The organism is Actinoplanes sp. NPDC049599 (genome assembly GCF_044465625.1).
GTDB lineage: Bacteria > Actinomycetota > Actinomycetes > Mycobacteriales > Micromonosporaceae > Actinoplanes.
The window spans coordinates 1-24,525 of the sequence record NZ_JBITLX010000017.1; the positions used below are offsets into that span (position 1 = coordinate 1).

Annotated in this window: 22 protein-coding genes, 2 tRNA genes and 1 pseudogene; 13 read left to right on the forward strand and 12 right to left on the reverse strand. The window is 67.7% G+C overall.

All coding sequences use genetic code 11. The features are described 5' to 3' along the window. On the forward strand, positions 1–821 hold an 821-nt coding region (locus ACIBQZ_RS26605), incomplete at its 5' end, for an IS3 family transposase (RefSeq protein WP_396091507.1). A 153-nt stretch (positions 822–974) separates the two neighbouring features. Here ACIBQZ_RS26605 and ACIBQZ_RS26610 read toward each other — a convergent pair. After that, positions 975–1,048 (reverse strand) — tRNA-Ile (locus ACIBQZ_RS26610). 127 nt (positions 1,049–1,175) lie between these two features. On the opposite strand from ACIBQZ_RS26610, the gene ACIBQZ_RS26615 reads away from it, so the two are divergent. Then, positions 1,176–2,048, forward strand: coding sequence for an SMP-30/gluconolactonase/LRE family protein (locus tag ACIBQZ_RS26615; RefSeq protein ID WP_396091508.1), 873 nt, complete (start codon positions 1,176–1,178; stop codon positions 2,046–2,048). On the opposite strand, the gene ACIBQZ_RS26620 is transcribed toward ACIBQZ_RS26615, so the two are convergent. Continuing rightward, positions 2,029–3,300 (reverse strand): NAD(P)/FAD-dependent oxidoreductase, encoded by a 1,272-nt coding sequence (locus tag ACIBQZ_RS26620; RefSeq protein WP_396091509.1) that lies wholly within the window; start codon positions 3,298–3,300, stop codon positions 2,029–2,031. The genes ACIBQZ_RS26615 and ACIBQZ_RS26620 overlap by 20 nt on opposite strands. 396 nt (positions 3,301–3,696) lie before the next feature. Between ACIBQZ_RS26620 and galE the strand changes: the two genes are divergently transcribed. From galE to ACIBQZ_RS26660, 8 genes and pseudogenes are all read left to right on the forward strand, one after another. Continuing rightward, on the forward strand, positions 3,697–4,698 hold the full coding sequence (gene galE / locus ACIBQZ_RS26625; RefSeq protein WP_396091510.1) for a UDP-glucose 4-epimerase GalE: 1,002 nt from the start codon (positions 3,697–3,699) through the stop codon (positions 4,696–4,698). Between the two features lie 143 nt (positions 4,699–4,841). Beyond that, complete coding sequence (locus ACIBQZ_RS26630; RefSeq protein ID WP_396091511.1) at positions 4,842–6,299, forward strand: exopolysaccharide biosynthesis polyprenyl glycosylphosphotransferase; 1,458 nt, start codon at positions 4,842–4,844, stop codon at positions 6,297–6,299. Continuing rightward, positions 6,296–7,123, forward strand: a complete 828-nt coding sequence (locus tag ACIBQZ_RS26635) for a Wzz/FepE/Etk N-terminal domain-containing protein (RefSeq protein WP_396091512.1) — start codon at positions 6,296–6,298, stop codon at positions 7,121–7,123. Before ACIBQZ_RS26630 ends, ACIBQZ_RS26635 begins: the two co-directional genes overlap by 4 nt. Positions 7,124–7,167: 44 nt before the next feature. Next, a complete protein-coding gene (locus ACIBQZ_RS26640; RefSeq protein WP_396091513.1) occupies positions 7,168–8,556 on the forward strand; it encodes an O-antigen ligase family protein in 1,389 nt (462 codons plus the stop codon). Further along, entirely contained in the window at positions 8,553–9,875 is a 1,323-nt protein-coding gene (locus ACIBQZ_RS26645; RefSeq protein ID WP_396091514.1) for a polysaccharide biosynthesis C-terminal domain-containing protein, read from the forward strand. The genes ACIBQZ_RS26640 and ACIBQZ_RS26645 overlap by 4 nt, the downstream gene beginning before the upstream one ends. Continuing rightward, the gene (locus ACIBQZ_RS26650) at positions 9,859–10,980 is read left to right on the forward strand and encodes a glycosyltransferase family 2 protein (RefSeq protein WP_396091515.1); all 1,122 of its coding nucleotides are present in this window, start codon (positions 9,859–9,861) and stop codon (positions 10,978–10,980) included. Before ACIBQZ_RS26645 ends, ACIBQZ_RS26650 begins: the two co-directional genes overlap by 17 nt. 323 nt (positions 10,981–11,303) lie before the next feature. Further along, positions 11,304–11,570 (forward strand): annotated as a pseudogene (locus ACIBQZ_RS26655) (transposase family protein); the annotation flags it as partial. Between the two features lie 62 nt (positions 11,571–11,632). Then, positions 11,633–12,523 (forward strand): ISAs1 family transposase, encoded by an 891-nt coding sequence (locus ACIBQZ_RS26660; RefSeq protein WP_396091516.1) that lies wholly within the window; start codon positions 11,633–11,635, stop codon positions 12,521–12,523. A 52-nt stretch (positions 12,524–12,575) separates the two neighbouring features. Here ACIBQZ_RS26660 and ACIBQZ_RS26665 read toward each other — a convergent pair whose 3' ends face one another. Together ACIBQZ_RS26665 and ACIBQZ_RS26670 are read right to left on the reverse strand one after the other, a co-directional pair. Next, positions 12,576–13,487 (reverse strand): glycosyltransferase family 2 protein, encoded by a 912-nt coding sequence (locus ACIBQZ_RS26665; RefSeq protein WP_396091517.1) that lies wholly within the window; start codon positions 13,485–13,487, stop codon positions 12,576–12,578. Further along, complete coding sequence (locus ACIBQZ_RS26670; protein WP_396091518.1) at positions 13,484–14,734, reverse strand: glycosyltransferase; 1,251 nt, start codon at positions 14,732–14,734, stop codon at positions 13,484–13,486. The genes ACIBQZ_RS26665 and ACIBQZ_RS26670 overlap by 4 nt, the downstream gene beginning before the upstream one ends. Before the next feature lie 445 nt (positions 14,735–15,179). On the opposite strand from ACIBQZ_RS26670, the gene ACIBQZ_RS26675 reads away from it, so the two are divergent. Together ACIBQZ_RS26675 and ACIBQZ_RS26680 are read left to right on the forward strand one after the other, a co-directional pair. Beyond that, positions 15,180–16,208: a hypothetical protein gene (locus ACIBQZ_RS26675; protein ID WP_396091519.1), complete on the forward strand. Its 1,029-nt coding sequence runs from the start codon at positions 15,180–15,182 to the stop codon at positions 16,206–16,208. 215 nt (positions 16,209–16,423) lie between these two features. Next, a complete protein-coding gene (locus ACIBQZ_RS26680) occupies positions 16,424–16,729 on the forward strand; it encodes a hypothetical protein (protein WP_396091520.1) in 306 nt (101 codons plus the stop codon). A gap of 87 nt (positions 16,730–16,816) precedes the next feature. Here ACIBQZ_RS26680 and ACIBQZ_RS26685 read toward each other — a convergent pair whose 3' ends face one another. The 4 genes from ACIBQZ_RS26685 to ACIBQZ_RS26700 form a co-directional block, all read right to left on the reverse strand. Then, positions 16,817–17,008 (reverse strand): hypothetical protein, encoded by a 192-nt coding sequence (locus ACIBQZ_RS26685; protein WP_396091521.1) that lies wholly within the window; start codon positions 17,006–17,008, stop codon positions 16,817–16,819. 22 nt (positions 17,009–17,030) lie between these two features. Next, positions 17,031–17,570: a hypothetical protein gene (locus ACIBQZ_RS26690; RefSeq protein ID WP_396091522.1), complete on the reverse strand. Its 540-nt coding sequence runs from the start codon at positions 17,568–17,570 to the stop codon at positions 17,031–17,033. Continuing rightward, positions 17,560–18,576 (reverse strand): hypothetical protein, encoded by a 1,017-nt coding sequence (locus ACIBQZ_RS26695; RefSeq protein WP_396091523.1) that lies wholly within the window; start codon positions 18,574–18,576, stop codon positions 17,560–17,562. Before ACIBQZ_RS26695 ends, ACIBQZ_RS26690 begins: the two co-directional genes overlap by 11 nt. A gap of 211 nt (positions 18,577–18,787) precedes the next feature. Next, positions 18,788–18,860: transfer RNA gene (locus ACIBQZ_RS26700), tRNA-Asn, on the reverse strand. A 209-nt stretch (positions 18,861–19,069) separates the two neighbouring features. Between ACIBQZ_RS26700 and ACIBQZ_RS26705 the strand changes: the two genes are divergently transcribed. After that, positions 19,070–19,381 (forward strand): hypothetical protein, encoded by a 312-nt coding sequence (locus tag ACIBQZ_RS26705; RefSeq protein WP_396091524.1) that lies wholly within the window; start codon positions 19,070–19,072, stop codon positions 19,379–19,381. 50 nt (positions 19,382–19,431) lie between these two features. On the opposite strand, the gene ACIBQZ_RS26710 is transcribed toward ACIBQZ_RS26705, so the two are convergent. The 4 genes from ACIBQZ_RS26710 to ACIBQZ_RS26725 form a co-directional block, all read right to left on the reverse strand. Further along, a complete protein-coding gene (locus tag ACIBQZ_RS26710; protein WP_396091525.1) occupies positions 19,432–20,439 on the reverse strand; it encodes a sugar phosphate isomerase/epimerase family protein in 1,008 nt (335 codons plus the stop codon). A gap of 186 nt (positions 20,440–20,625) precedes the next feature. Next, positions 20,626–21,726 (reverse strand): xylose isomerase, encoded by a 1,101-nt coding sequence (locus ACIBQZ_RS26715; protein ID WP_396091526.1) that lies wholly within the window; start codon positions 21,724–21,726, stop codon positions 20,626–20,628. Between the two features lie 512 nt (positions 21,727–22,238). Continuing rightward, positions 22,239–23,423: a Gfo/Idh/MocA family protein gene (locus ACIBQZ_RS26720; RefSeq protein ID WP_396091527.1), complete on the reverse strand. Its 1,185-nt coding sequence runs from the start codon at positions 23,421–23,423 to the stop codon at positions 22,239–22,241. A 35-nt stretch (positions 23,424–23,458) separates the two neighbouring features. Further along, positions 23,459–24,502, reverse strand: a complete 1,044-nt coding sequence (locus tag ACIBQZ_RS26725) for a substrate-binding domain-containing protein (RefSeq protein WP_396091528.1) — start codon at positions 24,500–24,502, stop codon at positions 23,459–23,461. Between the last annotated feature and the right edge of the window lie 23 nt (positions 24,503–24,525).

Sequence of the window (24,525 nt, forward strand, 5' to 3'; positions counted from 1 at the left end):
CCCAGCTCCGCGACGACCTGCGCACTCTGACCGACCTGGGCTACGAAGGCGAGGCCGACACCGTGGTCGTCGCCTTCAAGAAACCGAAGAACGGCGTCTACGGGGCCCGCAAGATCTGGCACGAGCTGCACCGTCGCGGCGTGCGGGTGGCCCGCTGCACGGTCGAACGGTTGATGCGCCAGGCTGGGCTGCGTGGGCTGCTGCGGGACAAGTCGCCGCGGACCACCAGGCCGGCGGCCGAGACCGATCGGCCTCGTGACCTGGTCAAACGGGACTTCACCGCGGCCGGGCCGAACCAGCTGTGGGTCGCCGACCTGACCTACGTGCGTACCAGCGTGGGCTGGGTGTATGCCGCGTTCGTGCTGGACGTGTTCTCCCGGCTGATCGTCGGCTGGCAGGTGTCGACGAGCCTCTACACCGATCTGGCCCTCGACGCGTTGAAGATGGCTATCTGGCGCCGTCAGAACCACGGTGCTGACCTGCGCAAACTCGTCCACCATTCCGACCGGGGCGTCCAATATCGAGCGATCCGCTACACCCAGCGGCTCGCCGAGGCCGGCGCTGTCGCCTCGGTCGGCTCGAAGGGCGACTCGTTCGACAACGCGATGGCCGAGGCGTTCAACTCCTTGTTCAAGACCGAACTCGTCCGTAACAAGGGCCCATGGCGTGGGCTCGACGACCTGGAGATGGCCACCGTCGAGTACATCGACTGGTACAACAACCGGCGCCTGCACGGCGAACTCGGGCACGTCCCACCCGCCGAACACGAGCAACTACACGCGATGACCCAACCGGTCACCGCATCCCTGAAAACCAGCTAACCAACTCTCCATCAAACCCGGGGCTTGACAAACCGAGGGCCGCCACAAGCAAACACGCCAGCACCGCGTGAGTGCTCAGCTCGCGCCGAATCCGTTCCGCCGACGGTGCGGAATGCCCGCACTCAGACCGCCCGTTCGCATGAAAGATCAAGGTGGGGCGGGCGGGACTCGAACCCGCGACCGAGGGATTATGAGTCCCCTGCTCTAACCCACTGAGCTACCGCCCCGTACCGGCGGCGATCCTATCCTGGCTGCTCATGTCCGAGCTACCGATCTTCGTCGCGCGCGCGGTTTCGGACATTTTTCCGGATCACCGGCTGTTTCGGGGCGCGGACCGCCGGGGATGTGCCGGGTATGACCGATGTTCGCGTGCTCTCCCCCGATCGGCTCGAGCTCGGTGAGGGTGGCCGCTGGGTGGGTGACCAGGTTGTTCTGGTCGACATTCCGGCCGGGCGGCTTTTCGGTACGCCGGTGCCCCGCGGCTGCGGACCGCAGGCTCTCACGCTGCTCGCGTCGACCCCTGTGCCGCTCGCCGCTGTGGCCCCCGTACGGGATGCGCCCGGCACCTGGCTCGCCGCGGCCGGGACCGGCTTCTGGCTGCTGGCGCCCGGCGGGGTTGAGCAGTTCGCCGCCGCCACCCCGGTGACCGGGCGGGACTGGCGGATGAACGACGCCGTCGCCGATCCCGCCGGGCGGCTCTGGGCCGGCAGCATGGCCTGTGATCAGTCGCCGGGGGGCGGTGCGCTCTACCGGCTCGATCCGGACGGGCGGGTGCGGATCGTGCTTCGTGGACTGACGATCGGCAACGGGCCGGCGTTCACGCCGGACGGACGGACCATGTTTCTCTCCGACACCCCGCTGGGTCACGTCGACGTGTTTGATGTCGACCCGGCGACCGGGGAGCTCGGCGGGCGCCGGCCCTTCCTGCGGTTCGACGCTGCCGAGGGGGCACCGGACGGGCTCACCGTCGACGCCGACGGCTTCCTGTGGGTGGCGCTCTTCGGTGGCGGCGCCGTGCGGCGGTACCGGCCCGACGGGCAGCTCGACCGCATCGTGCCCGTCCCGGCTCGGCAGCCGACCAGCGTGTGCCTGGCCGGTTCGCGGTTGGTCGTCACGAGTGGCCGCGGCGGGCTCGGCGAGCCCGGCGCGGACGACGGTGCCGTGCTGGTCGCCGACGCCGGCGCCGAGGGGCTGCCGGCGCTGGGGGTCAGGCTGCCGGCGAATTAGCTGCGGCGCCGAGCGAAAGCAGGACCTCGCCGGCGGTGCGCCAGCCGCTGGCCAGGGCGCCCTGGATCGACGGGCTGTCCCGGTGGTCCCCCGCCACGAACAGGCCGTCGCCCAGCGCCACCGGCTTGCGCAGCCGCGCCTGCGGGACGTTCGCCGCGGGCAGCGCGTGCGGGATCGTCACCACGGTCAGCAGCTCCCAGTCGTCGGTCGGTACGCCGTACATCCGGGCCAGTTCCACCCGGATCACCGCCTCGGAGGCGCCGGACGGGGCCGAGACGCCCACCGACGAGGCCGCGATCAGTGACTTGCCGGCCGGGGCGTACTCGGGGGCCGCGTTGGACATCACTACCGTGTTCGCCACGATCTCGCGGCGGTCGCCGTCCAGCAGCAGGGTCGGCTCGTCGATCGGGGCGTGGTCGGCGCCGAAGTAGTACGTCGTCAGGCCGCGCATGTCCGGCGCCGGCAGCTGCGGCAGCAGCGACACCGCGGTCGTCGGGTCTGTCGCCACGATCACCGCGCGGCAGCGCAGCTCGCCGCCGTCCGTCACCACCACGCCCGGACCGACCGACAGCGTCTTGGCCCCGACCAGCAACTGCGGGTACGGCAACGGGCCCGCCACCGCGGCCGGCAGTGCGGCCATCCCGTTCGCCGGCACGCCGATCCGGCCCCGGGCGAACGAGCGCAGCACCATCGCCAGCACGTGGCTGGACGTGTCGAGGGCGCGGTCGGCGAAGACCCCGGACAGGAACGGCCGCAGCACCTCCTCGATCATCCGGTGCGACAGGCCGGCGCGGCGCAACGCCTCCTGGGTCGTCATCTCCGGCGCGTCCAGCAGCCGCCCCGCCGGCAGGGTCGCGTAGCGGGTCGCCAGCGCCGCGAACTTGAGGCGGTCGGCCAGCGAGCCGACGCCGGAGGTCAGGGTGCGGGCCGCCGAGCGGGGCTCGCGCAGCGGGTTCTCCAGGCGGTGCAGCCCCGAGCCGCGGCGCACCAGCACGCCGGAGGTGAAGTAGCGCAGGTCCAGGGCGTCAAGGTCGACCAGCGCGGGGACCCGCGGGTACGCCGTGTTCAGCACCTGGAAGCCGCGGTCGAGCCGCCAGCCGTCCACCACGTCGGTGGCCACCCGGCCGCCGATCCGGTCGGCCGCCTCGACCAGCAGCCAGTTCACCCCGGCGCGGTCCAGCCGCCGGGCAGCGGCGAGTCCGGCGAGTCCGCCGCCGACGATGACGACGTCCACCGATACGGGCTGCGACACGGGCACACCTCACTGAAGGACAAACAACGCAGACCTCAGCCTAACGGTGGTGCGGGCGCCGGGCAGGCGAAGAAATGAATCCCGTCGGCGCCGAGGAGCGACGCACCCGGCACACGCCGGGCATAACACGCCCGCGCGTCCGGAGTGGCGGTTTGATCGGATTCACCTGATCGGATCATCGCCGCGTTGTTCGGATTCGAAATAATTCACCCGGAAAGCGTATCCCTTTCGAGTTAAACCTGGAAACGGTCCACAATTCTGCACAGCCAGACCTTGACAGTGATTATGCTGCCTCCATCTGGGCAGCCATTCCGTATGGGATCGGCACGAGAGGCGGGCCCACGCACCGGCTCACCATCGACCGCGGTCGCTACAGCGCATGATTGGGTCGCACACATGAAGGTCTTGATAGCAGGCGGCGCTGGCTATATCGGCAGCACCGTTGCTTCTGCCTGCGTAGATCAGAACATTATTCCGATCATTTTGGACAACCTTTCCACAGGCCGTTCCGAGTTTGTCAAGGATCGCGACTTCTACTTCGGCGACATCGGCGATCCTCAGGCGGTCGAGCGAGTCTTTCGCGACCACCCGGACATCGATGTCGCCCTGCACGCAGCAGCCCTCATCGCGGTGCCGGAATCGGTATCCAGGCCGATGGAATACTACCGGGAGAATGTCACCAAGACATTGGTGTTCGTCGAATCGCTGATCGCAAACGGCTGTCACCGGCTCATTTTCTCGTCGTCCGCTGCCCTCTACCGGGCGGCAACCGACGGCACCGTCGACGAGACGTCCGATGTCGAACCGCTCAGCCCGTACGCGAGGACCAAGGCCGTCGTCGAGATGATGTTGCAGGACATCGCCCACACGCAGGCCATCCGGGTGCTGTCGCTGCGGTACTTCAACCCCATCGGCGCCGATCCGAAGATGCGCTCAGGGCCGCACCTGCGACATCCCAGCCACGTCCTGGGCAAGCTCATCGAGGCGCACCAGCGCGGCGAGCCGTTCACCGTAACCGGGGACGACTATGCGACCCGCGACGGTTCCGCGATCAGGGACTACATCCACGTGTGGGATCTGGCTACCGCGCACACCGCCGCGGTGCGCAACTACGATCGGGCGGTGCCGGACGCGGGCGGCTATTCGGTCATCAATCTCGGCACCGGCGACGGCACGACGGTGAAGGAATTGGTCAAAGCCTTCGAGCGCGTCACGCGTCAGCCGGTGAATGTGGTCGTAGGGCCCCGGCGGGCCGGCGACAACGGCGGGGCTTTCACCCGCATCGACCGGGCCGCCCGGATGCTGCAATGGCGGCCGAAAAGGTCCCTGGCCGACGGGGTGGAAGATTCCCTCAAGTGGTTCGAATGCAGATCGCAGATGCTTCCTGACCTGGCTTGAAGCTCAGCGCTCTCGCCACACATGACCCTGCACGATCCCCTCAAATTCGGATCCGCCTCGCATAGCCGTGGTCACGGGAGAGTCAATGCGAACGACGTCCGATCCAAGCCACCTCGCCAGGCTCGCAAGTCATTGATCGAGCCGTGCCCAAGAACCGGAACCAGGAGTACGCCACTGTGCGAGAACGATTCCGTAGCGCACTGGACGTGGGAGGCATCGGAATTGCACCGCTCGTCTCGGTCGCCACGATCGGGCTTGCCGCCGCTACCGAGTCATTGACTTGGTACCAGGCCCCAGCCGTCACGGCGGCCATGTGCGCATCCATTTTGATCATTCGCTGCGGTCGCCCCTTCGCCCATTTTCTTCCGCTGGCGAAGCGGCTGGTGCCGGCAATCGCACCACTGATGATCCTGTTGATGACGCTAGCCTCGGACTTCTTCACGCAACGGGTACCCGATCCGTCGCACAAGCTGGCGGTGGTCTGCCTGCTCGGCAGCCTGGGCATAGTCTTGCTGTCCTTCCGTCGGCAGCCGAAACGCAAGGCGGTCCGGATTGCACTCCTCGGCAACTCTGAACTGGTCACGACGCTGGCCAAAGAACTGGCAGTTCGGGCGTCCGCCGGCCATATCGTCGGATATGTCGGTGAGCGCTCAGCAGATCCGCTCCAGAGAAACGATTACCATCTGGGGCCGGAAAGTGAATTGCCCGCCATCATCAACAGGAGCGGGATCGACCTCCTTCTCGTCTCTTCGGAAGAGGCCCGTCGCTCGGTCTTCGAATTGTTCTCCGCCGACTGTCTCGACCTGAAGGTCCGGGTTCTGGAACTGGCCTCGTTCTGCGAGGACACGTTCGGGCTGTCGCCGCTGGCGGCGATCGAGCCGCGCTGGCTCGAATCGGTGTTACACCCGAGCTATCGCCAGGGAACCCCCCGGAGCAAACGAGTCTTCGACGTGGTCGTCAGTCTTGTGGCGGGCCTCATCGCCGTACCCGTACTCCTTCTCCTCGTCATCCTCGTGAAACTGGACGGCGGGCCCATCTTCTACCGGCAGATCCGGGTCGGCGAGCGCGGCCGGCCTTTCGAAATTCTGAAACTGCGTTCCATGCGCTCCACAGACCAGCGCGAGCAGTGGTCGTCCCGGACAGATCCTCGGGTCACCTGGATCGGGCGGTTCACCCGCCGCACCCACCTCGACGAACTACCGCAGATCGTCAACGTGCTGCGTGGCGACATGAGCATCGTCGGTCCACGACCAGAACAACCGGCCCTGGCCGAACGCCTACGGCAGGCCATTCCCTTCTATGACATCCGGCATCTGGTGCGGCCGGGCCTGACCGGCTGGGCCCAAGTACGTGGCGGTTACGCCGGCGCTGAAGGTGAATCCGCATTGAAGGTCTGCTACGACCTCTTCTACATAAAGCATCGTTCATTCTCAGTCGACTGCGTCATTCTGCTGGAGACTGTCCGAACCTTGGTATTCGATCGTCAGTGGCAGAACGCCGGCGCATATCGGGAATTGGCCTTCCCAGGTGGCCTCTGCACGCTGCCCACCCAGACGACTCCCGTCCCCTCCGAACCTAGTCGAGTAGGCGCGCCCCGGTGATTAATCCCCAACTCAAGGACAAACCGAGCACGGCGATTCGAGGCCGCGCTGATACGAGACAAGAGTCGCCGGCGTCGGCACCGGCGCTGGACGGCATCGTCCGCAACTGGAAATTCGTTGCCGTCGTCGTTACGGCATGTGTCGCCGCCACGGCTGGCTATGTATTTGTCGTGCCGCCGAAATGGGAGGCCTCCGCACACATCCTGGTCGCACCCGTACCGGCGGATGCCGACGTGCCGGGATTGGGCCTGGTCAGCGAGTCCGTCGAACCCGCCCGATCGCTACAGACAGCCGTCGCGCTGCTCGACACGCCGGCGGCCGCAGCTGCTACCGCCGCCGAACTGGGCGCCCCCTGGAGCCCGGCATCCGTCGATCGAAGCGTCGTTCTCGAGCCATTGGGACAGAGCTATGTCGTCGAGGTGAAGGCGCAGGCCGATTCGCCTTCTGCCGCCGCCCGTTTGGCGACGACGTTCGTGGAAAGCGCCCTCGCGACGAGAAACTCGGAGATCAAGAAACGGGCGGCCGCCCTGCTCGCCCTGCGCAAGGACCTGCCCGCAGGCACGACGACCACACCGAGTTCGGCCACCGGGGCACGGCTTGCACTGATCGTCCGAACCGGTGATCCCTCGCTGTCGATGGCTCAGCCCGCAAGCCCACCGAGTTCCCCGGCCGGGCTGCCCGCCCAGTACAAGATCGGGCTGTCGGCAATCCTCGGACTCTGCCTCGCCATCGCCGCAGCATGGGCCAGAACTCGCAGAACCAGGCCCGACGAGGTGCTGCGGGTGCCGGCGTGCGTGCCGGACTGCGATGGCTGGGGCAAGTGACAGCGGCACTCCGCAGGCGGTGTGCGCAGCTCCACGGCTGGTCCTTGGTTTCCGCCGTGATCTGCTCGGCGGTGGCCCTCGGGGCGTTGATCGGGTTCGATGAGCGGATTGCGGTCGTTGCACTGGGCGCGGTGGCCCTGGCAACCTGCTGCTTCCTCAATCCGACTGCGGGCCTGCTTTGCTGGCTGCCGGCCGTGTTCGTACCCTACAGCGCAGCCGGTAACGCACTGTTGAAAGCGGGCTTCGTACTGTGCGTCGCCGCGTATGTCTTCGACGCGATCCGGCGCCGATCGGACACGGGCGAACGGATCTATGAGTTCCGGTGGCTGAACGCCCTCGTCGTCGCTATGTACTCATGGTTCGGTGCGACGATGCTGTGGGCGGCCGACCCGGCAGCCGTCGCGCGGGAGTACTGGCCGTGGGTGATATCGCTGACGGTCTTCGCTCTGGTGCTGACCCGCATCACCTCCACCAGACGCCTCCTGCTCCTGGTAGCCACATTCGTCGCGTCCGCGACGCTGGCGGCCGCGACTGGCATGATTGCCCTGCGCTCCACGGCTTCCGCCTCCGCAGACCCGCTGACCAGCACGGACAACCGCGTCTCCGGGGCCGCCGGAGACCCCAACGTGTTGGGTGCCGGACTCGTGGCCGCGACGATCCTGGCGTTCGGTCTGGCGTGTGCGGTCCGCCGTGCCTGGATCCGGTTGACAATTGCGGCGGCGACGCTGGCGCTGGCGCTGGCCGCGGCCGGAACAGCGTCGCGCATGGTGGTGATCTCGGCGGGCGTCGCCTTGATCGCGGCTTTGGTGATCTTCAGGCAGGTGATGGGACGGGTCCTTGCGGCTACGGTGTGCTTAGCCGCATCGGCCGCATTGTGGTTCTACTGCTTCCCGGCGGCGTGGCAGCGGCTGGTGGTCTCCAGCGACGGTGGGTCCGGCCGGACGGATCTGTGGCGGGCAGCGCTCCACCTGACGCTGGAAAGTCCGATCGTGGGTCTGGGAATGGCCCACTTCCAGGTTCATAAACCGGCCGTCGCGCTGGAGATCGGCGAGGTGCAGAACGCCTCCGTCCTGGCAGAACAGCCGCTGGCGGCCCACAACACCTACTTGCAACTCTGGGTGGACAGCGGCGCGATCGGCCTCGTGCTGTTCCTGACGATTGTCGTGTTCTGCATCTGGTGTTCGCTGCGTGCCGGTCGCGACTTCACCACGGCCGGTCGTCACGACCTGGCGGCGTTGAGCCGCAGCGTGGCAGTCTCCGTCATCTCGATGCTCGGCTCGGCCGTATTTCTCACCATGGCGCGGGACTACCGGCTGTGGCTCTTGCTGGCCATCGGACCGGTCCTCCTGTCGCTGGCGCGGGTCGAGACAGCATCGCGCCGCGGACACCGGGCAGAAATGACGCCGCTCGCGGGATCATGCGTCGCATCATGAAAGACACCCAGGTCTTGCCCGCGGACCGCCGGCCGCCGATGTTCCGCGCGACGATTCAGACCTACGGGTCGTACCTCGTCGCGTCTGCGGGTGGTCTGGCGAACGTGGTGCTGACCGCGCGCATGTTGGGCGCCAGTGGCCGCGGTGAGGTTGCCTTTCTCACGAGCGTCGCGGGTATGGTCGCGTTCCTGGCCAGCCTGAGCGCATACGAAGCCATGATCAATATCAGCGGAGCGCTTCCGGAGAGGCGGCCGGCTCTCGCCGGTGCCGGTGTGGTGCTCGCCGGCGTGCTGGGCACGCTCGGCGCGACAGCGGCCTGGATTGTTTTGTGGGCCGTCCCGACCCCGGGAATCCAATTCACCGATACCGACGTCATGATCGCGGTCAGCGCGATCCCGATCTCGATCCTGCAAATCAACTTCCTGAACCTCGCCCGCGCCTCGTACGGCCTGGCGATGGCCAGCCTCGGATGGATCAGCGCGCCGTTGACGACCCTTGCCCTCAACGTGGGTTTTGCGGTGTTGGGCGGCCTGACGATCCGCGTCGCCATCATGGACTGGGTCATCGGTCTCGCCGTCTCCGCCGGGTTGGTCGTAGCCCACGTCGGCCGTGCGTCCGGATTCGCGATTCCTCCGGCTCGGCTCCTCCGGCAGATACTCGGATTCGGACTGCGCAGCCATCTCGGCGGTGTCATGTTGACCGGTACCTACCGCCTCGACACCTGGCTGCTCGGCGCCTACGCCGGCGCCCGCGAGCTGGGCACCTACAGCGTCGCCGTGGCATGGTTCGACGCCATCGTGCACCTGTCCCGGGCGGTGAGCGTGACCTTCCGACCAGACCTGCTGCGGGCCTCGGCCGAGGACGCCGGTCGTCAGTCGGCTCGCATATTTCGCGTCTGCGCCGTCCTCGTACTGATCATCGTTGGTGGCACAGTGCTGGCCGCACCGATCCTCTGTGTCGTCATCTTCGGTCCGGAATTTTCGGACTCCGTGCTCGACCTCCGGATTCTGGCCTTCGGCGCCTTCGGGCTGATGGCGTTGAACATCTTCGGTACCGCACTGATCGCCCAACAGCGGCCGATCCTGGAGTCGATTGCCCACAGTGTCGGATTCGCAGTCGCGATCGTCTTGTACGTGGTGATGATTCCGCCGTTCGGCGCGACCGGCGCGGCTATGGCATCCGCGGTCTCCTACCTGATCTGCGGAATCGTCGCACTGGGCCTCGTCCACCGGACCCTCGGCATGCAATACCGTTCGCTGTTGCCGCGCTCGTCCGACATCGCACATCTGGTGCGGTCGTTGCATGAACGGAAAGGATGACATGCCTCAGAGCAGTGGCACTCCAGCGGTATCGGTGCTGGTGCCCGTCTTCAACGAGGCGTCACATATCGGGACCACACTGGCGATGATGTGTGACCAGGAGGTGTCCGCCGGGCTCGAGATCCTGGTGATCGACGGGGGGTCCACCGACGGAACCCGGGAAATAGTGGGAAACGTCTCGGCCCGGGATCCCAGGATCAGGATCCTGGACAACCCGGCACGGCAGATTCCGATCGCGCTCAACATCGGCTTGCGCGCGGCCCAGGGCAGCTATGTCGCACGGATGGATGCGCACACGCTCTATCCGGCGGGCTACCTGGCCGCCGGGTTGACCCGCCTCAAAGCCGGGGACGTCGAGTGGGTGAGCGGACCGGCGCTCGCGACCGGCGTCGGCCGATGGTCCAGGCGCGTGGCCATGGCACTCAACACACCGATGGGGATCGGCGGTGCCGTATTCCGGCGCCTCGGCCCGGAAAGGGACGTCGACAGCGGGTTCACCGGCATCATGCGCCGGAGAACCCTGGAGAACCTCAATGGGTGGGACGAAGGCTGGCTGGTCAATGAGGACGGTGAACTTGCGGCGCGCGTGCGGGCGGCGGGCGGCCGCATCGTGTGCCTTCCAGAGATGGCTGCGGCGTACACCCCACGAGACAGCCTGTCTTCACTTGCCCGCCAGTATTGGCGTTATGGGCAGTACCGGGCCAAGACCTGTCGTCGCCATCCCACGAGCATGCGACCGTCACATGTCCTGCCACCGGCGTTCACGCTCATCACCGCCTTGGCCTTCCTGCCCGGACCCTACAGTTGGCTGCCGCGGGCCGGCACCGCCGTTTGGATCGCGGCCGCGGTCATGATCGCCGGTCGTGAGGTGAGTCGCGGCCGGCCTCCTGTCGACAGCGCCCTGTTGCCCGCGATCTTCGCCGTCATGCACCTTGCGTGGGGCGCCGGCTTCCTCGCCGGTTGTGCTCGGTTCGGGCCGTCTTTCGGTGCTCTCGCCCACCTGGCGCGAACGGCCACCAACCGCAGCTCTGCGACGTTGAGCGAGGTTCGCGACCGAGATCGGCCCGCCGGCGCTGCGACCACGGACGTTGGCCGGGTCGGGTGACACGTCGGCGGGTCGGCGGGCCAGCAGCTGCAACGCCTGGTCCGTCGCCGGACCGGGTCGACGGTCCGACGCGATCGACCACCGCGAGGTCGACCTGGGCCGGCTGCGCCCGGCGGTGACAGCCCTGCCGTTCCCGCGGGCCGCTGACGGGCGGATCGCCCCGGCCATCGACGCAGGGCCATTGCGTGTTCGTCAGGCAATGGCTTGAGCTGGGGTTATGTAGGGTGACTAGCCTTTGTGGAGGCGGTCGGGGCGGGTGAGATCACTTAGGTGATCATGGAGTTCTTCACGCTCCCAGACCACCTTCGAGGACCTCACCCGCGATGTCAGCATGCCCGATCCCGGCACTGTCCGCAGTCACCACCCCCACCCACACACCACCCCGGCCGATAACCGACAGTGAACAGGCTGGGCTGCTGCACGCGTTGTCAGCGGTGCCGGATCCCCGCAGCCCGCGCGGGCTGCGCTACCCACTTGCCGGACTCCTGAGCGTCGCGGTGTGCGCCGTGATGGCCGGCGCGTCCTCGGTCACCGCGATCGCGGACTGGCTGCACGATCTCGACGACATCGCCCGAGCCCGACTCGGCTTCATTCGCGGCGTCCCCGCCACCAGCACGATGTGGCGGCTACTGGTCCGCTTGGACGCCGACCTGTGTCCACGATCCTCGCGAGCTGGCTCCGCTCCCGGACCCAGCCGGCGGACAAACCCCGGCGACCGCGCTACCGGCAGGTCATCGCCATCGACGGCAAAACCGTGCGGGGCGCCCGCCGGGCCGACGGCACCCAAGTGCATCTGCTGTCCGCACTGGACACCAGCACCGGCATCGTCCTGGCACAGGTCACCGTCAACGCGAAATCCAACGAAATCCCGGCGTTCACCCCACTACTCGACGCCATCGAACAGGTCCTGGGCAGCCTGAAAGACCGAATCTTCGTCGCCGACGCACTCCATACCCAGGTCAACCACGCTAACGACATCGCCGCCCGGGGCGCGCACCTGCTGATCCCGGTCAAGGGCAACCAGCCCACCCTGTTCGCCCAGCTCACCACGCTGCCCTGGGCACAAATCCCCATCGGGCACCAGACCCGCGACCGCAGACACGGCCGCCGTGAAACCCGGACCGTCAAAGCCGTCACCTTGCACACTCCCGGCGGAATTGGCTTCCCGCACGCCAAACAAGCCATCCGGATCACCCGGACCCGCACCAAGCTCACCAGCGGCAAGACCAGCCGCGAAACCGCCTACCTGACCATCACGCTGCCCGCCGACCAAGCACACCTGGTCGACCTGCAAGACTGGATCCGCCGCGAATGGCTGATCGAAAACCTCGTCCATCACGTCCGAGACGTCACGTTCCGTGAAGATTCACATCAAGCTCGGACCGGCAACGGACCCGCCGTCATGGCCACCCTACGTAACACCGCGATCGGATTCCACCGAGCCAGCGGCGACACCAACATCGCCCGCGCCACCCGACGCGCCAACCGCCGCCCCCACGACCTGATCACCGCCGTGACCAGCGGCAACCCTAAAACGCAATGACCCTGGCCATCGACGCATCCCCATGGCTACGGCGAAGAGCCCCCATCGTAGGTCACGCTGGGGCGGCCGCTGATCGGCGACGCCACCGCCGGAATCGCGCACGGGGGCCCCAGAAGAGTTCCGAACTCATCTCGGGTTCGAATATGTCGCGAATGAGGGCGTAGCACTGGTGTCGCCGGCGTTCCGGGAGGCCGGGCATGATGCCGACGACGGGAAACATCGCCTTGACCCCCCACGATGACGGAGAATGGCGCCAATTCGACGCTCGCTCGGCAAAAAGGCGGTGTCTGCGGCTGCGCAGTTGGGCACGCAATCGATCGACGCGGCCAAGACTTTCCCGATACATCCTCGAGGTTTCGTGCTGGCGGTAATGCAAGGTCACTGCGGGGACGTATACGCCCTGCGCGCCGACCTCGGCGAGCTTCATCCACAGGTCCCAGTCTTCGAACCCGGAGCCCATGTCCCAGCCGCCCACTGCGGTCAGCGCGCTGCGCCGGATCATGGTGGTGCCGACAACCTCGTTGATGTACGTTATCCGCCACGGGTCCAGGCTACGAGCACCCGGTACACGGCAGCTGAAAGCGCCGAAGCAGGCGTAGTCCCCCCAGGCAAGGTCCGCTTGTGGCTGCGCGTCCAAAACGTCCGCGAGGTGCTTCAGCGCTCCCGGCGCGAGTCGGTCGTCAGAGTCGAGCGGATGGACGTATCGCGCACTCGTATGCGTGACGCCGGCCATCCGCGCAGCCGACAGTCCCTGGTTCGGCTGTGTGACGATTCGGACACCGGCTTCACGTAAATCAGCCAGAATGCCGAGCGTTCGCCCGTCAGTCGAGCCGTCGTCCACGACGACGGTCTCGCATTGCTCCTGTTCCCGCACCGACTCGAGGGTCTCAAGAAGAAAACGGCCGTCGTTGTAGCACGGAATGACTACCGCTACCCGGGGGTTCTCACGCGTGACGGCGCTCATGCCTCGGCCCCCTGTCGGGTGCCGGCCGCGAGGAAGGCAGCCGCCGAAGCGGAGGTCTCCTCGAGGGTTCGCATCTCCGCGAGTTCCCGCCCTCGCTTCACCATTGCGAACACACGGTCGCCGTCGGCGACCAGTCGGTCGATCGATTCGGCAAGCGCAGCCGGATCGCCTGACGGCACCAGAATGCCGGCCCGGCCGTTGTCGAGCACCGTGCCGACCCCGCCGACGTCGGTCGCCACGATCGGGACGGCGTTCGCTTGGGCCTCGAAGAGAACCTGCGGCAAAGCTTCGGTGACCGAAGCAAGGACGAACAGATCCGAGCGACGGTAGTACTCCATCAGCTCCTGGCCGATCGGCACAAATCCCGGAAGCGAGACGACATTCCCGATTCCGAGCTCAGCCACCCGCTCGCGGACTGCACACCGCAACTCGCCATCCCCTACCCAGGTGAGCCGGAATCGATCAGGACAACGAGCGTGCAACATCGCGAGCGCGTCGAGCAGCAGCATCGGATTCTTCTCCGGTGCCAGCCGGCCCACGGCCAGGAGCTCGATCGGACCGGTCAGCTCACGCCGTGGGCCGGCCGGCCTGAGATCGCGGCGCCGGACCAGCGAAATGCTCATCTGATACAGACCGGCCCGCGGTCCTCCGTAGGCTTTCTCGATGCCTGCACCGACGACCGTCGTCGCCAGCTTCCGCGACAGCAGCCGCCAGGATGCGTCCAGCAACCTCACTGCGAGCGGGAGTCCGGCGCGGCGGGCTCCCTGCTTCATTCGGCTCGCGAAATAGGCAAGGGTTTCCTGCCGAACGCCGAGCGTCACCCTCCGGCGTCGGACAGCCGCAAGGACGACGAGCAGGAGTCCATAGGGATGCGGCCCGAAAACCCAAACGTGATCGATATTGTCGAGATGCCGCCACATTGCGCGGGCGGTCGCGAGGGCGTTGACCGCCAAGGCCCTGGGCGACACTGCTGAATAGTAAGGCAGGTCAGCGACAGCAGGACTGCCGGGAAGCCGGAAATCGGCGCCGGCGTCGCTCGACTGCCTGGCAAATATCGTCAGGCCGGCAAAACCTGATCCGACCTCGCAGACGAAGGACAGAAACGCCAGGCTGGCACCGTTGGTCCGCACGGCGCCGACCTCGTCCCCATGGTTTACGTCGACCACCGTGTCGACGTAAACGCCGAGCCGCCCGCGGCCCGAATGTGTCCGAACAACGGCGTCACGCACGGTGATTTCGTTACCCAAGATGCCCTCGCGCTTACTGAATCATTCTCATTTGTATTGAGTGAACCGCTTGACTCGCGGAACGGTTCGATTCAATTGCATTCCGAGGAAAGGCGACACGGAAATCCCGCCGGCCCACCCGACCGGGGTACGGGTAGGCCACGCTTACGGACGATCAACGTCACCGTCGTCCAACGCGCCTTCACGGACGGGTGACGGAGGATGCCGCGGTGATTCGGCCCAGCTGAGCATGCAGGCTCACCCCGCGCACGCAAACCCGTTCCGCCCCGGATCGACGGCGTCCACTGCAACAGGACGGCAACGGGCGTGGACCCGGCCGCGCACCACCCGACCATGAATCTCTCTCATATGCACGGCCGACACGAGGCCGTACAAATGGGGGAGAATCGAATTGCGTTGTCGGAAGCTGCACAAATACCGCCCGGCGCTGGCGGCCCTGCTCGCAATGGCGAGCACAGTCACCATGGTGCCCCGTGATGCCGCCGCGGCAACCGGCAGCGCCACCTTGGCGACCGCAGCAGATCCCCTCGCCGGTGGGCGTCTCTACGCCGCTACGAGCCCGTTCAACCAGGTCATCCCCGTGAACCCCCAGCTGGACTCGCGCTCCGCGGCCTACGTACAACTGCTGGGCCGCAGCAAGAAGGAGAAGGGATTTGTACTGTCGGTCAAAGAATGGACCGTACCGGCCTACTTCGCTAAGCCGGACACAGCACGCCACGACGTCCGGATTGCCGGACAGCCACCGGGCGCGCACTACGACCGCACCTTCGTTCACGACGTCAACCGCATCATGCGCGGCGTCCCGATCCCGGACAACGCTCTTCCCGACCCGATGGAAGACGCCCACCTGACGGTGATCGACCCCGCCACCAGCTGCGAATACGACCTCTACGGTGCCGAACGTACCGCCGACGGCTGGACCGCCGCATGGGCCAACGTCACCACCACGCCGACAACCGGCATCTACCCCTCCGGCCTGTCGAGCCGAGCCACCGGATTCTCACCACTCGCCGGCATGATCTGGCCTGCCGAACTGCGCAGCGGCCGCATCGACCACGCACTCATCTTCGCCTACCCGTACACCCGATCCGGCGGACCGGTCAACCCGGCAACGGCCAGCGACGGCAAATCGACCCTGGCCGCCGCAATGCCGCAGGGCGCCAGGGTCCAGCTCGACCCCGCCCTGGACCTCAGCACCCTGAGACTGACCGCCTACGAACGCACCATCGCCCAAGCCCTGCAACGCTACGGAATGTACCTCGGCGACACCGGCGGCGCGCTCGCCCTCTACGCGGTCAGCCCGCAGAGCTTCGCCACGAACCCGTACGCGGGACTGCTGCCCGACGACCCCCACGTCTTCCTCAACAAGATCCCGGTAAACCGGTTCCGGGTACTCAAGACCGGCCTGCAGAAGCCACACACCCCGCTGGCCGTCGTACCCTCAGCGTGCGCCAAGATCGACGTCCTCGGCTGATTCGTCAGAGCGTGTCGGACAGGTAACAGCAGCGGAGCTCCGGTTCAGAGGGTGGTCACTCCAAGACGCCCGTTGAACCTGGAGCTCCGCTGTGCAGTCGCGGGTGGGGCCGCCGCCGACCTGGTTCGCTTGGGCATCGCTTCCTCACCTTCGACACAACGACGCCGACGACGTGCGGGGTGACCACTCAGACCGGTGGGCAGTGCAGCCGCCCTGTGGACGGCCTGATCTTCGGCTGCGGGCGGTCCAACCACACGTGGGCGAAGTTTTTCTCCCGCTTCGGGTGGCGCCGCCAGCCCGACCCGAACGTGTCGAACGGTCGGCCCGGTCGGTTGATCGCCGGAGCCGACGGCGTCGAGATGGTCACCGTGAAGATCGCCGAGGACTGGAAGAGCACGGCGGCATTCTGGCTCGCCCTCACGGCAACGACGTGCGCCATCGTGAGCGCAACGGTCGATGCCACCAACTTCGCGCAGGACCGGCAGACGCCGAAGCCGCCGGTCGCGGTGACGGAGCGCTGATCGTAGGACCGCAAGACCGGACAGGGCGCGCGGCAGTGTGAGCTTGCAACTCGCAGATGTCGGGACAACGTGCCGGAGGCGACCGGGTCAGCGACGGGTGCACGCCGCCAGAAGGAGTTCGGAGACCAGTTCGACATCGTCCGATGCGATGTCTCCGCCGCCAACGGAGTGGATCCAGCGCAGCGCCTGATCGCGACGGCGCACCAACCAGAGATCCACGTGAAGCGCGATATCGTCAGCAATCGACGAATCAACGGAGCTGATCTGGTCGAGCGCCACGGGTCGGGTGGCCTCATCGAGGTTAGACGAACGATGTCGAGCAGGTCGGTCCCTGCTTGTCGACCGAGCGGTTCATCACCGCCTGAAGCTTCATGGCCACCAACGGCCCCGGCTCTGCCACGAGCGTGGTGACTTCGAATCGCTCGCCGTTTGCTCGCACGACCTCAAGTGTGACGTCGGTGGCCGTGTCATTGGCCCACGCGTGAGCCGAGGCGTGCAAACGGTCACCGGGATCGTCGCTGGGCATGTCGAGCTCGACTTGACGTACCTCGAGGACGTCGACCTTCACCGCGCCGTACGGAGTGGTCAGGAGGACGGCTGCGGGCTGAATCGGCTCGGCGCCGTCGGCAGCACGCAGCACCTCAAGCTGAGGTACCTCGCCGAGCAGTCGGTCCACCACATCGAGGTCAACGGTGGCGCGGTAGGGATTCGACAGCCGCGACAAGACGGCGACGCCTCCGACTACCACCGGAGGTTGACCGATCAGTGTCCGGACCTTGATCACTCCTTGTACGACGGTGATCATCGCGTCGCCGAGGAACGTAACGCGCTTACCAGACACGGCTCCACCGTTCGTCGGGCGTCCAGGCGTCGAGGATCTCTCGACCGCGGCCGACATCCTGCGCGAGATCGAGCGCGACGAACAGAGGGTGCGCCAGCGCCCACTCCATCGGGTTCGTGTCAAGGTCGACACGACGCTGCACAACGGCGGGCACCGGGGCGATCCTGACAGTTGCACGAGCTTGTGATGGTCGACCGGCGGCGCCAAGCAGCGTCGTGGCGCGATGCTGAACCGCCTGATCGGGAACATAGAAGTCGAGCACCTGCCCCGACCGGAACGCCAGCGGCGCACCGTATGCGGCCGCAGCAGCCGAGTCCGTCAGCGCCCAGCCGGGTTCATGCTCAACATCTACCAGTCCAAGACGCAGCGCCTGGGGCAGAGGGCCTTCACCCGGCGAGGGCAACTGAGCGAGGTACGTGCGCGGGGTCGCCCAGCGATCGGCAACACGCCAGAACAAGCGAGAATCCGTAACCGCATTGTTGGCGTCCACTAGCTCCTCACGGCGAAGCATGGAGAGGACTTCGGAGACTGTGCTGGCCGAGCGCCCAAGTTGACGCGCCAGCTCACGCACTGCCGTCCCACGTTCGGGCTGCATCAGGACGGCGGAAGCAACCTCCAGCCCAGCCTTTCCGCTCAGCGCACTCGTTCGCTGAGATCGCTCCTGGAGCGGCTCAACTTCGGCATCGATCACCATGCCATCAGTACGGAGAGCGAGCCGACCCCGCAGATCGTAATAGCCGGCCTGTCGTGTGGTCAGGATCCTGCGAGCCGTCTCGGTCACCCGATCGGCGACGATCAGTAATGCGCCGGCCGGCGGTGCATGCGTCCGGAGGGCCTGCTCCGCGACGGAGTCAGTCACCAGGGCACGTCGTTTCAACTGAAGTGCTAGGCGCACTCCGCTGGTGTCGAGCACCACGTCGGCACCGACGTCGGACGTACCTGTGGGCACCTGAGCGTCGATCCCTATCTGGGCAAACGCGTCAATCACGAGCGCTGCGGTGTCCATGTACGCCATCATCGCGGCTGTTCGGTGTTCGGTCAATACCGAACACCGAACAGCTGTTCACCAGCCCGGTTGCGGTCGAGCTGGGTTTGCAGTAATCACCACGGCCAGTCAGGCGATGTGTCCGAGGATGTCGATGGGAACCAGTAACCGGGGAAAACCGTGGCTGGTACAAGAAAGGGACCACCGAAGTGGCCCCTGACCTGCGAAAAGGCTCCCCCGATTGGACTCGAACCAATAACCTGCCGGTTAACAGCCGGCTGCTCTGCCAATTGAGCTACAGGGGATCGAACCACCACCCCAACGCCCCGCTCGCGCGGCTCGTCGTGGTGACCGGAACGACAATACATGACCGCGGGGGTCTGGCGAAAACGGGTGACCCGGCGCGCCGGGCGGAGCGCAACACGGATGAAACACAGACCGGGGGCATGAGTGCGCGGCAGGATGGGTAAGCACCTGACAGACGCACGAGCGTCACCGAACGGAAGGAGCCGCCATGCGCGGAAAGCTCATGTTCATCACGGGTCTCGCGGCGGGCTTCGTCCTGGGCAGTCGTGCCGGCCGGGAGAAGTACGAAGAGATCACGGCCAACGCCAAGAAGGTGTGGGAGCACCCGACGGTCCAGGAGGCCGCCGGTGTCGCCCAGGCGCAGGCCAACAAGCTTTACACCGAGGGCAAGGACAAGATCAACCACTCCAAGCTCGGTGAGAAGCTGCAGTCGGCCAGCACCACCGGCACCTCCGACAGCACCCTGACGAGCTCCACCGCCGGCACGTCGGCGTCGAACGGCACCGGCACCACGTACTGAGGCGCCGGCAAGAATGCCCGGCCCACCACGGTGGGCCGGGCATTACCGTGTCAGGACGAGGACGAGAACGCCGCGTCGAAGGCGGCGCTGGGTGCGTCGAAGGCCAGCCGGCGGACGAACTGGAGCGCCTCCGGGGCGCCGACCAGGCGGTCCATCCCGGCGTCCTCCCACTCGATGGAGAGCGGGCCGGCGTAGCCGATCGCGTTCAGCGCCCGGAAGCAGTCTTCCCAGGGCACGTCGCCGTGCCCGGTCGAGACGAAGTCCCAGCCCCGGCGCAGGTCGGCCCAGGGCAGGTGGGAGGCCATCCGGCCGCGGCGGCCGTCACCGGTGCGGACCTTCGCGTCCTTGCAGTCGACGTGGTAGATCCGGTCGGCGAACTCGAGGATGAAGTTGACCGGGTCGAGGTCCTGCCAGACGAAGTGTGACGGATCCCAGTTCAGCCCGAACGCCGGCCGGTGCCCGATCGCGTCGAGGGTGCGGCGGGTGGTCCAGTAGTCGTACGCGATCTCGCTGGGGTGCACCTCGTGGGCGAACCGGACGCCCTCGGCGTCGAAGACGTCCAGGATCGGGTTCCAGCGGTCGGCGAAGTCCTGGTAGCCGCGTTCGATCATGGCCGGCGGCACCGGCGGGAACATCGCCACGGTGTGCCAGATCGACGAGCCGGTGAAGCCGATCACGGTGTCCACCCCGAGGCGCGCGGCGGCCCGGGCGGTGTCCTTCATCCGCTCGGCGGCCCGCTGCCGTACCCCCTCGGCCTCGCCGTCGCCCCAGATCGCCGCGGGCAGGATGTCCTGGTGCCGCTCGTCGATCGGGTGGTCGCAGACCGCCTGGCCGACCAGGTGGTTGGAGATCGCGAAGACCTTCAGGTTGTGCTTGGCCAGCTGCTCGCGCTTGCGGTCGAGGTAGTCGTCCTCGGCCAGCGCCCGGTCCACCTCGAAGTGGTCACCCCAGCAGGCGATCTCCAGGCCGTCGTAGCCCCATTCCGAGGCCAGCCGGCAGACCTCCTCGAACGGCAGGTCGGCCCACTGGCCGGTGAAGAGCGTGATGGGTCGCGCCATGTCATCTCCCTGTTCGCTGCACGAAAAGGGGTTCCGGTGGCCCGCGCCAGGGTGACGGGCCGGTCGGCGCCGCCCGGACGGGACGTCGCGGCCGGGCCGGGTTTGCGCCTCCCCGCCCGGCCCGCCCGTCGCGGCGGTGCCTGCACCGACTCTAGAGCCGCGGCCGCGGCCGCGAAAGCCCCGCGATCAGTGTGCGGCGCAGGCCTCGGCGGGCGGTGACAGGCCGAGCTCACCCAGGGCGCTCTTCAGGTACGCGAGATCGGCGCTGGCGCCCCCGGCGGCGGACTCGACGGCCAGGTGTTCGGTGCCGGGATGGGCTCCGGTCAGCAGATGCCGCAGGGCCACCTGCCAGACCTCCGTGGTGACCGTCAGCGGCGGCTCCGGCGTGGCGTGCAGCGGCACGTCGCAACGCACCCGCCACGGCCCCGGCGGGAAGTCGCCCAGCGCCTGCGCCAGGTCCGCCATGTAGGCGCCGGCGGGGTTGGTGACCGGGTGCGGGTGACCCGGTTCGACGTACCCCCGGAGCGCCTCCGCGGCCGCGACCGGATCCGCGGCCTCGAGTGCCGCGGCGACCCGGACCCGGATGATCGAGATGCCGGCGGCCGCCAGCCGGTCCAGCGCCGCGGCCGGCTCCGCCCAGGTGCAGGCGAGACTGCCCAGGTCGAGGCTGACGCCGAGGCGGTCGCGGTCGAGCCGGCCGAAGGCCGCGACGATCGACTCGGCGTCGTCGAGCACCGAGCCGGGCTCGGGCTGGAAGGCGACCCGGACCGCCCGGCCGGTGTGCCACGCCACCTCGGCGAGCCCGCCGGAGAGCTTCGACAGGATCCGCGCGGCGGCCTTCTGCTTGGCCTCGTCCCAGCCCTCCCGCGGGCCCAGGCCGGTCGTGGTGACCATGCCCCGCACCGCGTCCTCGGGCAGCAGGTCGGTCAGGATGCGGGCCAGGTCCAGGGTGTATTCCAGCCGGGCCGGATCGCTCCAGTCAGGGCAAATCCCGGGGTCCTCGTCGCCGCCCTCGGCGTACGGCACTCCGCTCAGCGTGACGACCTCGAGCCCGCGGGCTTCGAGCTCGGCACGCAGCCGGGTACGGGAGCGACCGTCGATCGCGAGGGCGGCGGCGAGGGTGGGCGGGAGCCAGAGGCTCACCCCGAGGGTGTCCACCGCCAGCCGGTCACGGACGGCGGCATACGCGTCGAGGTGCTCGACGACGGCCGGGAGATCCCGGGCGACCCGCTCGTGAGTGCCGTGGCTCAAGTGGACGACCCGGCCCGAGTGGTGGCGCAGACGCATCAGAATCCCTCCTGGAGCGGGGCGTCACCGGTGCATTCGCACGTGCATCGGTTCGTGCAGCGTCCAGTATGGACCATCTCGGCGCTGGTTTCCGACGCTGCCGTGGCGGACCGACGGGGTGCCATGACGCCTCCATCCGTGGGTTTGTCTGCCCTCGGATACGAGACTCGACCGCCTGCCGGATCAGCGCCGTACCGGCCGTGCGACGCCGTGACCGGCACAGACATGATCCACAAAGGGCGGTGGCATCGGCCCACGCCGATGCCACCGCCCATCGTGACCAGCCTGCGGGCATTCCGCGGGGCAAGTCGACACACCCACGAAGAGAGCGTTATCTGTTCACCAAATGCACACTCGGACACGCACGAGACGATCACACGTGCGGATGTCCCGCGGCTGTCCGGCATCGGCCGGGAACCCGGTCGGTCGATGCCGGACAGCCGCTCCGCCGTACGCCCGACGAGCCGGGGCGCAACCGGCTCGTCCCTCGCGGCGTGCGGCGGAGGTACGGCTCAGACGGCTGCCAGCGCCGTCTCCACGTCCACCCAGGCGGACGCGGCCGCCGAGCGTTCCACCGCGTCCAGCACGAGCTGCACCTGCAGCGCGTCGGCGAACGACGGCGTCGGGTCCTGACCGGCGGCGATAGCCTCGATCAGGTCGCGGAACTCGTGGGTGAACGTGTGCTCGTAACCGATCGGGTGACCCGCCGGCCACCACGCCGCCATGTAGGGGTGGTCCGGCTCGGTCACCAGGATCCGGCTGAACCCCTGCTCCGTGGTGGGCAGCGCGGCGTCGTAGAACTCGAGCTCGTTCATCCGCTCGAAGTCGAACACCAGCGAGCCCAGCGACCCGTTCAGCTCCACCCGCAGCCCGTTCTTGCGGCCGGTCGCGAACCGGGTCGCCTCGTACGTGGCGACCGCTCCCCCGTCGAGCCGGGCCAGGAACAGCGCGGCGTCGTCGACGGTGACCGGCCCGCGGCCCGTGCTGCCGTTGCCCTCGGCCGACAACCCGGCGGCCGCGGTGGGCAACGGGCGCTCCCGGACGAAGGTCTCGGTCAACGCGCTGACCCCGGTGATCGACTGACCGGTGACGTACTGGGTCAGGTCGACGATGTGCGCGCCGATGTCACCCAGCGCGCCGGAGCCCGCCACGTCCCGGCGCAGCCGCCAGACCAGCGGGAACTCCGGGTCGACGATCCAGTCCTGCAGGTAGACCGCGCGGACGTGGCGGATGGTGCCGATCCGGCCGTCCGCCACCAGCTTGCGCATCAACGCGACCGCCGGCACCCGGCGATAGTTGAACGCGCACATCGCCCGTACCCCCCGGGAGCGGGCCTGGGCCGCGGCCGCGGCCATCTCCCGGGCCTCGGCCACCGTGTTGGCCAGGGGTTTCTCGCACAGCACGTGCTTGCCGGCGGCCAGCGCGGCCAGCGCGATCTCCCGGTGGGTGTCACCCGGCGTGCAGATGTCGACCAGGTCGATGTCGTCGCGTGCGACGACCGCCCGCCAGTCGGTGGCGTGGCCCTCCCAGCCGAGCTTCGCCGCCGCGGCCGCGACCTTCTCCTCGTCGCGGCCGCAGACGACCGACATCCGTGCCGACAGCGGCAGGTCGAAGGCGCGGTTCACGGTGCGCCATGCCTGAGAGTGCGCGGCGCCCATGAACGCGTAACCGACCATGCCGACCCGCAGCTGCCCCATCTGATCTCCTTCTACAACAAAGTGGACGGACCCGCTCAGAAGCCGAGCTTGGCGTACTTCGCGGCGTTCTCCTTGGTGATCGTCTCGGAGGCGAGCGTGATCTCCTTGGGCACCTGGAGCTCCACCAGGTCGGACATGCCCTTGTTCTGGCCGATCAAGCGGGCCAGCGAGATCGCCGACGACGCCATCGACGGGCTGTAGGTCACGGTCGCCTTCAGCACGCTGTTGTCGGCCGTGATCGCGTCGATGGCCGCCTTGGAGCCGGCGCCGCCGACCATGAAGAACTCCTTGCGGCCCGCCTGGTTGATCGCGGCGAGCACGCCGATGCCCTGGTCGTCGTCGTGGTTCCAGAGCGCGTCCATCTTCGGCAGCGCCTGCAGCAGGTCGGTCGCCGACCGCTGGCCGCCGTCGGCGGTGAAGTCCGCCGGCCGCCGGTTGGCGACCTTGAAGCCGTAGGACTTCAGCGCCTCGACGAAGCCCGCCGAGCGTTCCTGGGTCAGCTCCAGCGAGTCGATGCCGGGGATCTCGCCGATGATCGGGTTGGCGACGCCCTTGGCCTTGAGCTGCTCGCCGATGTAGGTGCCGGCCGCGATGCCCATGCCGAAGTTGTCACCCTTGATCTGCAGCCGGTACGCGGCCCGGTCCGGGAACGCCCGGTCCAGGTTGACCACCGGGATGCCGGCCCGCATCGCCTCCAGGCCGGCGGCGTTCAGCTCCTTGCCGTCGTGCGGCAGCAGCACCAGCACGTTGGGCTTCTGCGCGACCAGGGTGGCCAGCGCGGCCCGCTGGGTGGCGGCGTCCGCGCCGGCCTCGACGGCCCGCAGCTCCACGTCGGAGTACGCGGCGGCCTGGGCCTTGGCGTTGTTGGTGATGGCGGCGATCCAGCCGTGGTCGGCGGCCGGCGCGGAGAAGCCGATGACCACCTTCTGACCCGGGGCGGCGTTCGGGTTCGCCTCCTCGTTGTCGGTGTTGACCTGGGTGTTCTCCTGCGGCGAGTTGCTGGTGCAGGCGGTGAGGAGGGCGCCGGCGCCGACCGCGGCGCCCCCGAAGAGGATGCGGCGACGGGAAAGGTTGGACATGTTTTCTCCAGGGGTGACCGGGC

Bases quoted from the DNA above. Each gene is read 5' to 3' on its own strand.
- ACIBQZ_RS26615 (WP_396091508.1), top strand. From the start codon at position 1,176: ATGACCGATGTTCGCGTGCTCTCCCCCGATCGGCTCGAGCTCGGTGAG.
- galE (WP_396091510.1), top strand. From the start codon at position 3,697: ATGAAGGTCTTGATAGCAGGCGGCGCTGGCTATATCGGCAGCACCGTT.
- ACIBQZ_RS26645 (WP_396091514.1), top strand. From the start codon at position 8,553: ATGAAAGACACCCAGGTCTTGCCCGCGGACCGCCGGCCGCCGATGTTC.
- ACIBQZ_RS26650 (WP_396091515.1), top strand. From the start codon at position 9,859: ATGAACGGAAAGGATGACATGCCTCAGAGCAGTGGCACTCCAGCGGTA.
- ACIBQZ_RS26665 (WP_396091517.1), bottom strand. From the start codon at position 13,487: ATGAGCGCCGTCACGCGTGAGAACCCCCGGGTAGCGGTAGTCATTCCG.
- ACIBQZ_RS26675 (WP_396091519.1), top strand. From the start codon at position 15,180: ATGGCGAGCACAGTCACCATGGTGCCCCGTGATGCCGCCGCGGCAACC.
- ACIBQZ_RS26695 (WP_396091523.1), bottom strand. From the start codon at position 18,576: ATGGACACCGCAGCGCTCGTGATTGACGCGTTTGCCCAGATAGGGATC.
- ACIBQZ_RS26705 (WP_396091524.1), top strand. From the start codon at position 19,070: ATGCGCGGAAAGCTCATGTTCATCACGGGTCTCGCGGCGGGCTTCGTC.
- ACIBQZ_RS26710 (WP_396091525.1), bottom strand. From the start codon at position 20,439: ATGGCGCGACCCATCACGCTCTTCACCGGCCAGTGGGCCGACCTGCCG.
- ACIBQZ_RS26715 (WP_396091526.1), bottom strand. From the start codon at position 21,726: ATGCGTCTGCGCCACCACTCGGGCCGGGTCGTCCACTTGAGCCACGGC.
- ACIBQZ_RS26720 (WP_396091527.1), bottom strand. From the start codon at position 23,423: ATGGGGCAGCTGCGGGTCGGCATGGTCGGTTACGCGTTCATGGGCGCC.
- ACIBQZ_RS26725 (WP_396091528.1), bottom strand. From the start codon at position 24,502: ATGTCCAACCTTTCCCGTCGCCGCATCCTCTTCGGGGGCGCCGCGGTC.